Genomic DNA, 14,578 nt, shown 5'->3' on the forward strand with positions numbered 1-14,578 from the left:
GCGGGAGGCGCCGGAAGGCGACTCTCGGCTGCTGAACGCCGGGCCGCGATACAGGCGGCCGGGCATGACCGCAACACAGCGGACCGGCGCGGCGCCCGCACCAGAGCCGCGCTCGAAACCATGCCGTGCCAGGGATGCAGGCCTTGTTCAGGTCTTCTTGCGCACCACCTTCTTCGCCGCGGCCGGCGCCTTGGCGCGCTTGTGCTCCGCCGCCAGCAGGCCGTCGAGGTTTTTCTCGATCTCGCCCTCGATGGTCTTCTGGAAGGCGCCGAGCAGGAAGCTCAGCTTCGCGTCGAGCTCGAACGCGCCGCTGCTGACGCGCAGCGTGCCGTTGACACCGCTGCGCGTGAAGTGCACCAGGTCCTCGTCGTCACCCTCCTCGACCGTGCACGCCATGCCGAACTTCGCCTCGGCATCCGCGGCCCATTTCCACGCGAGCTCGCGGGCGCGCTTCAGGCCGAGCTGGTGGCTGCGGTGCAGGGAGATGTCGGGCATGGAGGGGCTCGCTTCGGTTCAGGAACGGGGAGGCCGGGCGGCGGCGAGTGTGGCGCGGCGTTCGGGCTGCGGCAAGGCGGAGAGACGGCGGACCTCGGCGTAGAAGCGCACGAAGTTGCGCCCCTGGGCCTCGAACAGCGCTTCGAAGTCGGGCACGAGCGCGTTGTAGACCGACTGCACGCCGAGGCTGGCGTTGTTGGCCTGCGCGAACCAGGCGTCGTAGCCGCCGTAGCCATTCCAGGGGCCCGCTTTCAGGCGGGCGTGCTCGGCACGCATCTCGGCCAGCAGGATCGCCTTGCCGGCGCGCCGGTCGGCCTCGCTGCCGGGGCCACGGTACAGCGCGTCGAGCTTCGCGCGGGTCGCCAGCACCAGGGCGCGAAAGTCGCTGCGCCGCGCATCGAAGCGCTCGTACTCCTCGCGCGCCGCCGCGCCGGCCTGCTGTGCGAGCCAGCGCGCGCCGCCGATGCGCTCGACGGCGGTCGCGAAGCTTTCATTGAATTCGCTGTCGTCCGGGGCGTAGGCAACCTGGTGCGCCAGTTCGTGGAAGATCAGCCGGGCGAGCTCGCCTTCGGGGTAGCCGATGAAGGTGTTGAGCAGCGGGTCGGCGAAGAAGTCGCCGGGCAGCTTGCCGAGTGTCGAATAGGCCGGCACGCCGTAGACGCTGACCTCCTGCCCCTGCGCCAGCAGCTCGGCGGCCAGCGCGTCGGCCGCGCCGCGATCGAAGTAGCCGCGGTAGGCAACGCAGCCGACCACCGGAAAGCACCAGGTCTTCAGTGTCAGCGACAGCTCGGGCGCCGCGACCACGTTCCACACCACGGCCGGCCGGCCGAGGTCGGCATAGCGGCGGTAGCTGGCGTTGTCGGGCAGCGCCAGTTCGCGCACTGCGAAGTCGCGGATGCGCTGGCTCAGCAACAGGCGCTCGCGCAGCGTGGCCGGTGTGCCGGCATCGGCCAGCCACTCGTCGACCGGCCTGGCCGCACGCATCACGCCGAGATGGCCGTGGACGGACTGCGACAGGTAGCCCACCGTGCCGCAGCCGCCGAGCGCGACGACGACGGCCAACGCCGCTGCGAGCGCGGCGAGCGAGAACAGCCAGGACCGGGCGCGCAGCAGCATGGCGCGCAGTCTACGGCCCGGTCGCGCCAGGCACGGCACCGTGCTACAGGTAGTGGCGGATCTCGGTCAGCGCCGCATCGCCGCTGGCTTCGAGCCGCGCGACCGCCTGCGTGAAGCACAGGTCGGCGCGCACCGGACCGAGCAGTTCGGCCAGCGCCACGTACATCACGTTGACCAGCTGCGTGCCGTGACCACCGGCGGGCCAGTCGCCATCGAGCGATGTCACCTGCCCGCTCCACCACAGCGAGGCGGCGTGCTGCTGCGGCCGCGGCAGGCCCACCGCGTGGCGGATCAGCGTGCGGCGCACCCGCGCCGGCGTCAGGCCCACCGGCAGGTCACGCGAGAGCTGGGCCTCGATCGCGGCGTAAAAGGCCTGCATCGCCGCAGCGCCCTCACCGAGCCGGATGGCGGTGGGCACGACGGTGCCGGGCGGCAGGCTGCCGGGTTCGGTGGCCTCGAAGGGCTGTGACGAGAGCGGATCGTCCGGCAGCCGCTGCGGATCACTCTGCAGCGCGCGGAAGATCTTCAGGTGGAGTTCGGCCTCTTTGCCGGACAGGCCGAAGCCGTCGGCGATCTGCCGGCAATAGCGGCTCAGGCCGAGGAACAGCGCGCCGCGCCCCTGGAACTGGCGGCTCCACAGCGTCACCGCATCGCGCACGCGCGGACCGTCGAGGTAGTCGCCCAAGGCTTGCGCGAGCGCGCGCCGCACGGTGGTCGGATCGTTGTCGCGAGAAGCCATCGATGAGGCACTCATCGCTTGCCCCGGTGCACCGCTTCCTGCTGGAACTCGGGGTAGCCGATCTCGTAGTGCTCGGTGAAGTCGAGCCCGCGCTGCTCGTCGAGCGTGCTGGCGCGCAGGCCGATCGTGCGGGCCAGCAGCCAGTACATCACGAGCGCGGTGCCGAACGACCATGCGAAGGCCACCGCGCAGCCGAGTGCCTGCACGCCGAGCTGATGCAGATCGAACATCGCGCCTTGCCTGAACAGGCCGGCGGCCAGCGTGCCCCAGACACCGCCGACGGCGTGCACCGAGACCGCGCCGACCACGTCGTCCAGGCGCCCGGCCTCGAGCAGCCAGCCGGCCATCACGCTCAGCCCGCCGGCCACGAAGCCGGTCAGCAGGGCGAAGACCGGCTCCATCACGTGGCAACCGGCGGTGATGCCCACCAGACCGGCAATGCTGCCGTTGACGGCTGCCGTCATCAGCACCGGCTGACGGCCGAGCGCGAGCATCGCGAGCGCGCCCATCGCCCCGGCCGCGCCGGCGAGGTGGGTGTTGAGCACGATCTTGCCGATCCCGACCGTGGCCGCGGCGGTGCTGCCGCCGTTGAAGCCGAACCAGCCCAGCCACAGGATGAAGCCGCCGAGCGCCACCGAGGTGAGGTTGTGGCCGAGGACGGGGCGGGCCTGGCCGTCGGGGCCGAAGCGGCCGAGCCGCGGCCCGACCATCAGGATGGCGGCGAGCGCCGACCAGCCGCCGACCGAATGCACGACGGTCGAGCCGGCAAAGTCGATGAAGCCCATCTCGCGCAGCCAGCCCTGGCCCGAGAACAGCGAGCCCCAGGCCCAGGCGCCGAACACCGGGTAGATGAGCCCGGTGATGAGGACCGAGCCGACGATGTAGGCCCAGAAGCGCGTGCGCTCGGCGATGGCACCGCTGACGATGGTGGCCGCCGTCGCGGCGAACATCATCTGGAAGAACAGCATGCCGTAGTCGGCCTCGGGCACCGCATGCACCAGGAAGCGGTCGGTGCCGATCCAGCCGCTGGCGTTGGCGCCGAACATCAGGCCGAAGCCCACGGCCCAGTAGGCGACCGCGCCGAAGCACATGTCGCAGTAGTTCTTCATGATCACGTTGATCGCGTTCTTCGCGCGACTCATGCCGCTCTCCAGCAGCGCGAAGCCGGCCTGCATGAAGAACACCAGCGCGCCGGCCGCCGTCAGCCAGACCATGTCGGTTCCGGCCTTCAGCTGTTCGAGCGGGGTAGGGTCTGCGGCGCGGGAGGCGAAGGCGAGGCTCGCAAGAAGAACGGCGCACGCCAGATGTCGCGCGGCCCGACGGACAGCAGGTTTCAAAAGGGATTCCCAACGTTCTGGTGACGCCGGAATGTGGCAAGACACATGCCACGTCCCCTGCCGTGCCCTCGCTGTCACCCGGGCGAGTTCACGCAGGGTGACCCATTGCTCAGGTGACGGACACGTCGACCAAGCAGTCGTAGAAGCTGGGCGCGCGGCCGAGGTCGGTGAGCTTCTGGTGGGTGACTTCGTTCACGTTCGTGCCGTGCATGCCGAGCTTGCGCCACCAGATGCCCAGGCCGTTGACCACGCCCGGCCGCGCCCGCTCGCTGAGCGCGGCCTTGCACCAATACTGGCCGCGCTCGTTGAAAACGCGCACCGACGCACCATCGTGGATGCCGCGCGGCGCGGCGTCGTGCGGGTGGATTTCCAGAAGCGGTTCGCCCTCGATGTCGCGCAGGCTCTTGACGTTGACGAAGCTGGAGTTGAGGAAATTGCGTGCGGGGGGCGAGATCATCGCCAGGGGATAGCGCGCCGCAAGGGCCGGCGTGCTGGCGGCCGATTCGTGGTTCGGCACATGGTCGGGCACGCCCCAGCCGGGCGCGTCGATGCGGCACTTGCCGCTCGGCGTGGGGAAGCCGCCCTGCGCAAACGGGGCGTCGGGCAACGGCAGCTTGACCCAGCCATGCTCGCGCAGGTCGTCGAAGCGGATCGCATCGCCGAACGCGGCGCGCGCGATCGTCTCGTCACTGTCCGCAAAGCACGCATCGGCATAGCCCATGCGGCGTGCGAGACGGCGAAAGATCTCGGTATTGGGCAGCGCCTCACCCACCGGGGAGACCGCCGGCTCGTTGATCAGCGCAGAGGTGTGGCCGTAGCTGGCGTGCACGTCCAGATGCTCGAGCTGCGTCGTCGCCGGCAGCACGTAGTCGGCATGGTCGGCGGTGTCGGTCAGGAAATGTTCGAGCACCACGGTGAACAGGTCCTCGCGCGCAAAGCCGCGCACGACCTTCGGCGATTCGGGCGCCACCGCGACCGGGTTGCTGTTGTAGACCACCAGGGCCTCGATCCCGGGGCCGAAATCGGCCGAACTCTCGCGCAGCAGGTCGTCGCCGATCGTGCTCATGTTGATCGTGCGCGGGCGGCGGCCGGCCAGCAGATCGGGCCGCTGCAGCGCCGCGCGGTCGACCGCAAACCAGCCCGAGCTCGACAGCAGCAGGCCGCCGGCCCGGTGCCGCCACGCGCCAACCAGGCAGGGCAGCGTCGCGACCAGCCGCACCGCATTGCCGCCGCCGCGCACGCGCTGCATGCCGTAGTTCAGGCGGATCGCGGCCGGGCGGGTCGTTCCGTAGTCGCGCGCCAGGCCGCGCACCTCGCCCGCGCCCAGGCCGCAGACGGCGGCGGTGCGCTCGGGCGTCCAGGCGAGCGCCTTCTCGCGCAGCGCCGGCCAGCCCTCGGTATGGCGGTCGATGTAGTCGTGATCGAGCCAGTCGTTGACGATCAGCTCGCGCATCAGCCCGAGCGCCAGCGCGCCGTCGGTGCCGGGCAGCAGTGCCAGGTGCTGATGGCACTTGTCGGCGGTTTCGGTGCGGCGCGGGTCGATGCACACCAGCTTCGCCCCGGCGCGCTTGGCAGCCTGGGCGTAGGTCCAGAAGTGCAGGTTCGACGCGATGCTGTTGCTGCCCCAGATCAGGATCAGCTTCGCCTCGGCGAAATGCTCGACGTGCATGCCGACCTTGGCGCCGTAGCTGACCGTCAAGGCTTCGCCGCCGGCACTGGCGCAAATGGTGCGGTCGAGCAGCGAAGCGCCGAGCTTGTGGAAGAAGCGTGCCGCCATGCTTTCGCCCTGCACCAGACCCATCGTGCCCGCGTAGCTGTACGGCACGATGGCCTGCGGGTCGCGGGCCGCGATCGCGGCCAGCCGACCGGCGATGTCGTCGAGCGCCTCGTCCCAGCCGACTCGCTCGAAGCGGCCGGCGCCCTTGGACCCGACTCGCCTGAGCGGATGCAGCACGCGCTCGGCATGGTAGCTGCGCTCGGCGTAGCGGGAGACCTTGGTGCACAGTGCCCCGTGGGTCGTGGGATGGTCGACGGCGCCCTGAACCTTGACCACGCGGCCGCCCTGCACCGTGACGCGCAGGGCGCAGGTGTCGGGGCAGTCGTGCGGGCAGGCGCCGCGCACGGTGCGCACGCCCGACAGGTCTGAATCGGCGGCAGGACTCATCTCCAGATCATGGCACGGGACCTGCGTCTTGTGCGTCAGCGCGAAGGCAGCATTCGCAGGCCCCGCCAACCGGACCTCGCGGCCCTGCGGGGCGCGGCGTAATATCCTTCGGCGGGGCCCGTTGGCCCGCGCGGGAGAGCCCGATGCAGTTGATCGAATCCATCCTGGCCGACAGCGCGGCGGTCACCGCGATCCGCCGCGACCTGCACGCCCACCCGGAGCTCTGCTTCGAGGAGCGGCGCACCGCCGACGTGATCGCGAAGGCGCTGGCCGACTGGGGCATCCCGGTGCACCGCGGGCTGGGGACCACCGGGGTGGTCGGCATCCTGAAGAACGGCAGTTCGCAGCGGGCCGTGGGGCTGCGCGCCGACATGGACGCGTTGCCGATCACGGAACACAACCGCTTCGCGCACGCCAGCCGGCACGCCGGCAAGATGCACGCCTGCGGCCACGACGGCCACACGGCGATGCTGCTCGCCGCGGCCAAGCACTTCGCGAAGCATCGCTCCTTCGACGGCACCGTCTACCTGATCTTCCAGCCGGCCGAGGAAGGCGGCGGCGGCGCGCGCGAGATGATCAAGGAGGGGCTGTTCGAGCGCTTCCCGATGGAGGCGGTGTTCGGCGCGCACAACTGGCCGGGCCTGAAGGTCGGCCAGTTCGCGCTGAAGACCGGCCCGGTGTTCGCGAGCAGCAACGAGTTCCGCATCACGATCCAGGGCAAGGGCTCGCACGCGGCGATGCCGCACCTCGGCGTGGACCCGGTGCCGGTGGCCTGCCAGATGGTGCAGGCGTTCCAGACCATCATCACGCGCAACAAGCGGCCGCTCGACACCGGCGTGATCTCGGTGACGATGATCCACACCGGCGAGGCGACCAACGTCGTGCCCGACAGCTGCGAGATCCGCGGCACGGTGCGCACCTTCACGACCGAGGTGCTGGACCTGATCGAGCAGCGCATGAAGACCGTGGCCGAAGCCACCTGCGCGGCCTTCGAGACGCGCTGCCGCTTCGCGTTCTCGCGCAACTACCCGCCCACCATCAACCACGCGGCGGAGACCGCCTTCGCGCAGTCGGTGATGACCGAGGTGGTGGGTGCCGAGAACGTGCTGGAGTTCGAGCCGACGATGGGCGCCGAGGACTTCAGCTACTACCTGCAGCACAAGCCGGGCTGCTACTTCGTGATCGGCAACGGCGACGGCGCGCACCGCGACGGCGGGCACGGCCTGGGCCCCTGCATGCTGCACAACCCGAGCTACGACTTCAACGACGACCTGATTCCGCTCGGAGCGACGCTGTGGGTTCGGCTGGCCGAGCGCTGGCTGGCCGCGCCACGCTGAGCGTGGCGACCCAGGGACCGTCCACGCTACCGGAGGGCGGGCCGCACGGGCCCTAGAGCCAGCCGAGCGACTGCAACGCCGTTTCGCAGGCGTCGGGTCCGGTGAAATGCAAGGCCTGCCAGCCGGCGGCGCGCGCCGCGTCGATGTTGCCGGCGTGGTCGTCGATGAACAGGCTGCGCGCCGGATCGATGCCGAAGTCGCGCTCCGCGCGTTCGAAGATCGCCGGCTCCGGCTTGATCAGCCCGATCCGCGCCGAGAACAGGCCGGCCTCGAACCACGACAGGAACTCGTGCTGCCGCTCCAGGTGGTCGGCATAGGGCGCGGGCATGTTCGACAGGTAGTACAGCGGGTGCTTCGCCTCGCGCAGCGCGCGCATCAGGGCCACCGTCTTGGGTTCCATTTCCAGGTGCATCGGCACCGCGTCGACCACCGCCCGCAGCTCGTCGGCGGCCAGGCCGGTGCGCGCCGCGATGCGCGTGACCAGCCCCTCGGGCTCGACCGTGCCACGGTCGAACTCGGCCCAGTCGCTGCCGGGCCGAAAGCCCTGGAAGATGCGCTCGGCCAGTGCCTGCGCCGCGATGTCGTCGCCCGCATGCCGGGGCAAGACCTGCTGCAGCAGCGACAGCGGGCGCCAGCGGAACACGACCCCGCCGAAATCAAAGACGACCGCGCGGCGCGTCATGAACGCAGCTTGCACAGCAAACCGGCTGTCGAGGCGTCGAGCCCGGCGGTGTCGCCACTCTCGAAACGCGGCAGCAGGTCGCCGCACAGCGCCTTGCCGAACTCGACCCCCCACTGGTCGAAGCTGTTGATGCCCCAGACCACACCGCTGGTGAACACGCGGTGCTCATAGAGAGCGATCAGCGCGCCGAGGCTGGCCGGGGCCAGCCGCTCCAGCACCAGCATGCTGCTGGGCCGGTTGCCGGGAAAGCTGCGGTGCCGGGCGGCCACGGCGGGCGGCACCGCGAGGCACGCCGCGGGCAGGGCCTCGGCCATCGCCTCGGCCTCGGTCTTGCCCCGCATCAGCGCCTGCGACTGCGCGAGGCAGTTGGCGAGCAGCTTGCGTTGCTGATCGGCCAGCAGCCGCCGCAGCTGCGGCGGCAGGTCCAGCCGCGCATGGCTGGTCTCGCGCACCGCGATGAATTCGACCGGGATCACGTCGGTCCCCTGGTGCAGCATCTGGAAGTAGGCGTGCTGCGCGTTCGTGCCGGGCTCGCCCCAGACCACCGGCGAGGTGTCGTACGGCAGGCGCTCGCCATCGCGGTCCACGCCCTTGCCGTTGCTCTCCATCTCGAGCTGCTGCAGGTAGGCCGGCAGGCGGCGCAGCCCCTGGTGATAGGGCGCGACGCTGCGGCTCGCCAGGCCGTGGAAGTTGCGGTACCAGACATCGAGCAGGCCCAGCAGCACCGGGACGTTGCGCTCCAGCGGGGTCTCGGCGAAGTGGCGATCCATCGCGTGCGCGCCCGCGAGCAGCGCCCGGAAGTGCTCGGCGCCGAGCGCGATCGCCACCGGCAGGCCGATGGCCGACCACAGCGAGTAACGCCCGCCCACCCAGTCCCAGAACCCGAAGGTGGTGGTGATGCCGAAGTCCGCCGCGGCCTGCACGTTGGTGGTGGTCGCGACGAAGTGCCTGGCGATGTCGGTGCCGCCGCGCGACTCGAACCAGGCCTTGGCCGTCGCGGCGTTGGCCATCGTCTCCTGCGTCGTGAAGGTCTTGGAGGCGATGACGAACAAGGTGTGCCGCGGGTCCAGCTGCATCAGCAGCGGCGCCAGTTCGTGCCCGTCGAGGTTGGAGACGAAGTGGCTGCGCAGCCCGGGGTGGGTGTAGGCCTGCAGCGCGGGCACGGCCATCTGCGGCCCGAGGTCGGAGCCGCCGATGCCGATGTTGACCACGTCGCGGATGCCGCTGCGCGCGGTGTCGCGCACCTGCTCGGCATAGTCGAGCATCGCCTCCAGCGTCGCGTGCACCTCCTCGCTGAAAGCCGCGCTGCCCCGGGGGGCGCGAAGCGCCGTGTGCAGCACGGCGCGACCCTCGGTGTTGTTGAGGGTCGCGCCGGCGAACATCGCGGCACGCCAGCGCTCCAGACCGACCTCGCGCGCCAGCTGCAGCAGCAGCGCCTGCGTCGGCTCGTCCAGCCAGTTCTTGGACAGATCGACGAACAGGTGTGGCGCTTCGAAGCCGTAGCGCACGAAGCGCTGCGCATCGGTGGCGAAGGCGTCGCGCAGATCGAAGCGATGCGCCGCCGAGGCGAAGTGCGCGTGCAGGGCGGCCCAGGCCGGCGTGCGGTCGCCACGCACCCAGGAGGCTGCCATCACAGGGCCTGGATCAGCCGATCGAGCTGGGCCGCATCGACCGCGAAAGCGCGGATGCCCTCGGCCAGCTTCTCGGTCGCCATCGCGTCCTCGTTGAGCGCGTAGCGAAAGCTCGGCTCGTTGTAGCTGAGCGCCTTGGCGTCGCAGTGTCGCGCGGCATCGACGTCGAGCGCGCGCTCGACCGGCGCCTCGCTCGCCTGCAACCGGGCCAGCAGCTCGGGCGCGATCGTCAGCAGGTCGCAGCCGGCGAGCGCGAGGATCTGCCCGGTGTTGCGAAAGCTCGCCCCCATGACCTCGGTCTCGATGCCGAACTTCCTGAAGTAGCGCCAGATCTGCGCGACCGCTTTCACGCCGGGGTCGTTGGCGCCGGCGTTGGCGGCCTCGTCCCACTGGCTGCCCGCTGCCTTCTTGTGCCAGTCGTGGATGCGGCCGACGAACGGCGAAATCAGCTGCACGCCGGCCTCGCCGCAGGCGACCGCCTGGCAGAACGAGAACAGCAGCGTCAGGTTGCAGCGGATGCCGTGGTGCTCGAGCGCCTTGGCGGCCTGGATGCCCTCCCAGGTGGCGGCGATCTTGATCAGCACGCGCTCGCGCGCGATGCCCTCGGATTCGTAGAGCGCCATGATGCGCTGGGCCCGCGCCACCGTCGCCGCGGCATCGAAACTCAGGCGCGCGTCGACCTCGGTCGACACCCGGCCGGGCACGACGTTGAGGATCTCGCAGCCGAAGCGCACCAGCACGCGATCGACGATCGCATCCAGCGGCTGGCCGCGATGCGCCGTGGCCGTCTGTGCCAGCAGCGGGGCATAGGCCGGCTGGCTGACGGCCTTCAGGATCAGCGAGGGGTTGGTGGTCGCATCACGCGGCGAGTAGACGCCGATCTGCTTGAAGTCACCGGTGTCGGCGACCACGGTGGTATGAACCTTGAGCTGCTCGAGTTGGCTGGACATAAGGCTTCACGCACAACGCGCACGGGAACAAGCATCGATGGTAAACCGACGCCGTACCCGTGCCGGGCGTCAAGCAGCCGGGGCTCAGGACGCCGCGGCCGGCAGCGTGAGCAATTCGTCGATCCCGTACAGCCGCGCCAGCTCCGACAGCTTGGGCGGCAGCGCGGTCAGCTCGAAGCGCTTGCCCCAGGCCTGGGCCAGGCGCCGGCATTCGAGCAGCACCGCCAGCGCGGTGGAATCGAAGCGTTGCAGCTGCGAGCCGTCGATCACCAGCAGCGGCTCCGCCTCGCGCTCCAGCGAGACCTTGAGCAGGCGCAGCGCGTCGCGCGCCTCGCGCAGGGTCAGCGTCTCGGGCAACAGCAGCATGGTCGCGTCAACCCTTGGCCGCGGCGCTCTTGTTGCGCTGGGCCAGTTCGGCGATCAGGCCGTCCAGACCCTTGGCCTTGATGACCGGACCCCACTGCGATTGGTAGCTCAGGCCGAGACGGATGCCGAGCACGTCGAGGTCGAAGATCTTCCACTCGTCGCCGACGCGCTGGAGGTAGTAGTTGATCGGCACCGGATCGCGCTGGCCGACGATCTTGGTGCGCACGATGACCTCGCCCGGGTTGTCCGGGCTCTTGAGGACACGCCCGAACTCGATGCTCTGGTCGCGCACCTGGGCGAATGCCGCGGCGTACTGGCGCACCAGCATGACCTTGAACTCGTCCTGGAGCCGCTTGCGCTGGTCCGGCGTCGCCTGGCCCCAGGCGGCCTTGCCGGCCGCGAACTCCGTCATCGCGTCGAAATCCACATGCGGAAGGATCTTGGCATCGACCAGCGCGAGGATTCGCTTGGTGTCGCCGGCCTGGATCGCCTTGTCGGCCTTGATCGACTCCAGCACCTCGGTCGACACCTGCTTGACCAGGGCGTCCGGCGTCTGCACAGCGGTCTGGGCGATGGCCCCCCCATAGGCCCAGCCGAGCGCGATGAGGCTCAGGGACAGAAATTGACGTTTCAGCATGCTTGCCTTTCCGTGGAAGAAACCACGATCGTGTGTGTTGGAGGCAGTTTGCCGCCGTGAGTTCGCCGCCCTACAAGTCGTTGCAACCGCTCACCTCAACGTCGCAGCCCCGGGGACGGTTCACAGCCAGCCACGACCCGGTGCTGCCAAGCCCCTCAGGGTTTGCCGTCCGCGGCCGGTGAACTGGCCGGCGCCAGCGGCTCGCTCGCTGCCGGCACCGCTGCCGAGGCCGCTGCGGCCGGCTCGGGTGGAATGTAGTCTTCTTCAGCCGCCGCTCCGTGACGCTTGCCGTCTTCGACCAGGCTGCGGCGGCGCTGCAGGTAGGCGTCGCGCACGAAACTGTACTTGTCGAGCGCGATGTCATCGAGCAGGCCGGTCGCATCCAGCAGACCGGCACGCGTGTTGATGATGCGCAAGCCGGTCAGGGAATTGCGCAGCCGCACGGTGTCGGCGATCTGGTCCGGCGACGCCAGTATGTCGGCCGGCAGGCCGATGGCGTCGCGCACCGACGAGGGCCCGAGGATTGGCAACACCAGATAGGCTCCCGCATTGAAGCCCCAGACACCCAGCGTCTGACCGAAGTCCTCGTAGTGCGGCTCGAGGCCGAGTTCGGACGCCCAGTCGACGAAGCCGCCGAGACCGAGCACGGTGTTCGTGCCGAAGCGCATCACGTCGCTCGCACTGGCATCGAGCCGCCCCTGCAACACGAGGTTGACGGCCGACCACACGTCGCGCAGGTTGTTGAAGAAGTTGTCGACCCCCAGGCGCACCATCGACGGTACGACCTTGCGGTAGGCGCGGGCCGGCGGCGCGATGACGTATTCGTCGACGGTTTCGTTGAAGGCGAACACCTTGCGGTTGAGCTTCTCCAGCGGGTCGGGTTGTTCCACCGTGGCGCAGCCGGCCAGCGAGGCCGACAGCCACAATGCAGCGAAAGCAGATCGGCCGAACGGACACTTCACTTTTTCGCCCCCTCGCCGTTGCTGGAGTCGGCGGACTTGCTGTACAGGAACTGGCTGATCAGATTCTCCAGCACCACCGCCGATTGCGTGACGCGGATCTTGTCGCCCGCGATCAGGACCTTCTCTTCGGTGCCGGGTTCGAGGCCGACGTACTGCTCGCCCAGCAGGCCGGAGGTGAGGATCTTGGCCGAACTGTCCTTCGGAAAGCCGAAGCGCTTCTCGAGGTCGAAGTCGACCCGGGCCTGGTAGGTGTCCGCGTCGAAGCCGATCGCCGCGACCCGGCCGACCACCACGCCCGCGCTCTTGACCGGCGCACGCACTTTGAGTCCACCGATGTTGTCGAAGCGGGCCGAGACCGTGTAGGTGTCGTCGAAGCTCAGGCTCAGCAGGTTGCCGGCCTTGAGCGCGAGGAACACGATCGCCGCGGCACCGATCATCACGAACAGGCCGACCCACAGGTCATGCTTGGATTTCTGCATCTTCCTTCTCCTGAAGCGCCTCGTCGTCAAATCGAGAACATCATCGCCGTGAGCACGAAATCGAGCCCGAGCACGGCGAGCGAGGCCACCACCACGGTACGCGTGGTGGCGCGCGACACGCCCTCCGGCGTCGGCTGGCAGGTGTAGCCCTGCAGCAGCGCCACGAAAGTGACGGTGATGCCGAACACGAGGCTCTTGACGATGCCGTTGCCAACGTCCTTGAACACGTCGACGCCGCCTTGCATCTGCGACCAGAAACCGCCGGCGTCGATGCCGATCAGCAACACGCCGACCGCCCAGCCGCCGAGGATGCCGACGGCGCTGAACACCGCCGCCAGCAGGGGCATCGCGATCACGCCGCCCCAGAAACGCGGCGCGAGCACACGCAGCACCGGATCGACCGCCATCATCTCCATCGCGGTCAGCTGCTCGCCGGCCTTCATCAGGCCGATCTCGGCGGTCAGCGAGGTGCCCGCACGGCCCGCGAACAACAGCGCGGTGACGACCGGGCCGAGTTCTCGCACGAGCGACAGTGCGACGAGCAGGCCGAGCGCCTCCGACGAGCCGTAGCGCTGCAGCGTGTAGTAGCCCTGCAACCCCAGCACGAAACCGACGAAGAGGCCCGATACGGTGATGATCGCCAGCGAGTGATTGCCCAGGAAATGCACCTGGTCGACCACCAGCTGGCCGCGCTTGAATGCCGGACCCAGACTGGCCAGCATGCGTCCGAACAGGCGCGCCGACGCGCCGAGGTCGACGAGCTTGGCGCGCACCGCGAAGCCGACGTCCGACGGGCGGTACCAGCTCATGGGGACCCCACCTGGAAATCCTCGTTCACCGCCGCGGCGGGGTAGCGGAAACGTACCGGCCCATCGGCCTGGGCATCGACGAACTGACGCACCAGCGGATCGTCGCTGGCGCGCATCTCTGCAGGCGTGCCCTGTGCCACGACGCCGCCGTTGGCGATGAAGACCACGTGGTCGGCGATCGAGAAGGTTTCGTCGACATCGTGGGACACCACGATGCTGGTGATGCCGAGCGCCTGGTTGAGTTCGCGGATCAGCCGCGCGGCCACGCCCATGGAGATCGGATCCAGGCCCGCGAACGGTTCGTCATAGAGCATCAGCTCGGGATCGAGCGCGATCGCCCGCGCCAGCGCGACGCGACGCGCCATGCCGCCGGACACCTCGCTCGGCATCAGATCGCGCGCACCGCGCAGGCCGACGGCGTTGAGCTTCATCAGCACCAGATCGCGGATCATCGCTTCGCCGAGCCCGCTGTGCTCGCGCAGCGGGAAGGCCACGTTGTCGAACACCGAGAGGTCGGTGAACAGCGCGCCGAACTGGAACAGCATGCCCATGCGACGGCGCGCGGCATAGAGGCCGTCGCGATCGAGCGAGGCGAGGTCGGTGCCGTCGAACAGCACCTGCCCGCTCATCGGGTCGAGCTGGCGGCCGATCAGGCGCAGCACCGTCGTCTTGCCGCCGCCAGACGTGCCCATCAAGGCCAGCACGCTGCCGCGCGGCACGACCACATTCACGTCGCGCAGGATCACCCGCTCGCCATAGCCGCAAGTGACGTGTTTGAGTTCGACGAGAGCGTTGGAGTCGCGGCCGGGGTTCGACGGCGCTGTTGGAATTGTCATGGGCCGAAGATGGAAAAGCCGAATCAGACGATCCGGCT

15 protein-coding genes are annotated in these 14,578 nt (G+C 69.4%); 1 reads left to right on the forward strand and 14 read right to left on the reverse strand.

The genetic code is table 11. The features are described 5' to 3' along the window. Positions 1 to 147: 147 nt before the first annotated feature. From ACQY9S_RS12930 to ACQY9S_RS12950, 5 genes are all read right to left on the reverse strand, one after another. Positions 148 to 495 (reverse strand): polyhydroxyalkanoic acid system family protein, encoded by a 348-nt coding sequence (locus ACQY9S_RS12930; RefSeq protein WP_428420102.1) that lies wholly within the window; start codon positions 493 to 495, stop codon positions 148 to 150. 18 nt (positions 496 to 513) lie between these two features. Beyond that, positions 514 to 1,611, reverse strand: a complete 1,098-nt coding sequence (locus ACQY9S_RS12935) for an aminopeptidase (protein ID WP_428420103.1) — start codon at positions 1,609 to 1,611, stop codon at positions 514 to 516. 43 nt (positions 1,612 to 1,654) lie between these two features. Further along, a complete protein-coding gene (locus tag ACQY9S_RS12940) occupies positions 1,655 to 2,350 on the reverse strand; it encodes a hypothetical protein (protein WP_428420104.1) in 696 nt (231 codons plus the stop codon). An 11-nt stretch (positions 2,351 to 2,361) separates the two neighbouring features. Then, on the reverse strand, positions 2,362 to 3,564 hold the full coding sequence (locus tag ACQY9S_RS12945; RefSeq protein WP_428420105.1) for an ammonium transporter: 1,203 nt from the start codon (positions 3,562 to 3,564) through the stop codon (positions 2,362 to 2,364). 232 nt (positions 3,565 to 3,796) lie between these two features. Beyond that, on the reverse strand, positions 3,797 to 5,851 hold the full coding sequence (locus tag ACQY9S_RS12950) for a molybdopterin-containing oxidoreductase family protein (RefSeq protein WP_428420106.1): 2,055 nt from the start codon (positions 5,849 to 5,851) through the stop codon (positions 3,797 to 3,799). Between the two features lie 143 nt (positions 5,852 to 5,994). Between ACQY9S_RS12950 and ACQY9S_RS12955 the strand changes: the two genes are divergently transcribed. Then, positions 5,995 to 7,188: a M20 aminoacylase family protein gene (locus ACQY9S_RS12955; RefSeq protein ID WP_428420107.1), complete on the forward strand. Its 1,194-nt coding sequence runs from the start codon at positions 5,995 to 5,997 to the stop codon at positions 7,186 to 7,188. A gap of 52 nt (positions 7,189 to 7,240) precedes the next feature. On the opposite strand, the gene ACQY9S_RS12960 is transcribed toward ACQY9S_RS12955, so the two are convergent. From ACQY9S_RS12960 to ACQY9S_RS13000, 9 genes are all read right to left on the reverse strand, one after another. Next, positions 7,241 to 7,870, reverse strand: a complete 630-nt coding sequence (locus ACQY9S_RS12960; RefSeq protein WP_428420108.1) for an HAD family hydrolase — start codon at positions 7,868 to 7,870, stop codon at positions 7,241 to 7,243. Continuing rightward, positions 7,867 to 9,501: a glucose-6-phosphate isomerase gene (pgi, locus tag ACQY9S_RS12965; RefSeq protein WP_428420109.1), complete on the reverse strand. Its 1,635-nt coding sequence runs from the start codon at positions 9,499 to 9,501 to the stop codon at positions 7,867 to 7,869. The genes ACQY9S_RS12960 and pgi overlap by 4 nt, the downstream gene beginning before the upstream one ends. Continuing rightward, complete coding sequence (gene tal, locus ACQY9S_RS12970; RefSeq protein ID WP_428420110.1) at positions 9,501 to 10,451, reverse strand: transaldolase; 951 nt, start codon at positions 10,449 to 10,451, stop codon at positions 9,501 to 9,503. The genes pgi and tal overlap by 1 nt, the downstream gene beginning before the upstream one ends. An 84-nt stretch (positions 10,452 to 10,535) precedes the next feature. Continuing rightward, positions 10,536 to 10,817, reverse strand: a complete 282-nt coding sequence (locus tag ACQY9S_RS12975) for an STAS domain-containing protein (protein ID WP_428420111.1) — start codon at positions 10,815 to 10,817, stop codon at positions 10,536 to 10,538. Positions 10,818 to 10,824: 7 nt separating this feature from the next. Beyond that, positions 10,825 to 11,454 (reverse strand): MlaC/ttg2D family ABC transporter substrate-binding protein, encoded by a 630-nt coding sequence (locus tag ACQY9S_RS12980; RefSeq protein ID WP_428420112.1) that lies wholly within the window; start codon positions 11,452 to 11,454, stop codon positions 10,825 to 10,827. A gap of 155 nt (positions 11,455 to 11,609) precedes the next feature. Next, positions 11,610 to 12,416 carry an MlaA family lipoprotein gene (locus tag ACQY9S_RS12985; protein ID WP_428420113.1) on the reverse strand — a complete coding sequence of 269 codons (807 nt, stop codon included), beginning with the start codon at positions 12,414 to 12,416 and terminating at the stop codon, positions 11,610 to 11,612. Further along, positions 12,413 to 12,895 carry an outer membrane lipid asymmetry maintenance protein MlaD gene (gene mlaD / locus ACQY9S_RS12990; protein ID WP_428420114.1) on the reverse strand — a complete coding sequence of 161 codons (483 nt, stop codon included), beginning with the start codon at positions 12,893 to 12,895 and terminating at the stop codon, positions 12,413 to 12,415. The genes ACQY9S_RS12985 and mlaD overlap by 4 nt, the downstream gene beginning before the upstream one ends. A gap of 26 nt (positions 12,896 to 12,921) precedes the next feature. Next, the gene (mlaE, locus tag ACQY9S_RS12995) at positions 12,922 to 13,704 is read right to left on the reverse strand and encodes a lipid asymmetry maintenance ABC transporter permease subunit MlaE (RefSeq protein ID WP_428420115.1); all 783 of its coding nucleotides are present in this window, start codon (positions 13,702 to 13,704) and stop codon (positions 12,922 to 12,924) included. Then, the gene (locus tag ACQY9S_RS13000; RefSeq protein WP_428420116.1) at positions 13,701 to 14,540 is read right to left on the reverse strand and encodes an ABC transporter ATP-binding protein; all 840 of its coding nucleotides are present in this window, start codon (positions 14,538 to 14,540) and stop codon (positions 13,701 to 13,703) included. The genes mlaE and ACQY9S_RS13000 overlap by 4 nt, the downstream gene beginning before the upstream one ends. Between the last annotated feature and the right edge of the window lie 38 nt (positions 14,541 to 14,578).

The sequence above is a fragment of the Methylibium sp. genome (assembly GCF_965279545.1).
In the GTDB taxonomy this organism is placed as follows: Bacteria; Pseudomonadota; Gammaproteobacteria; order Burkholderiales; family Burkholderiaceae_C; genus Methylibium.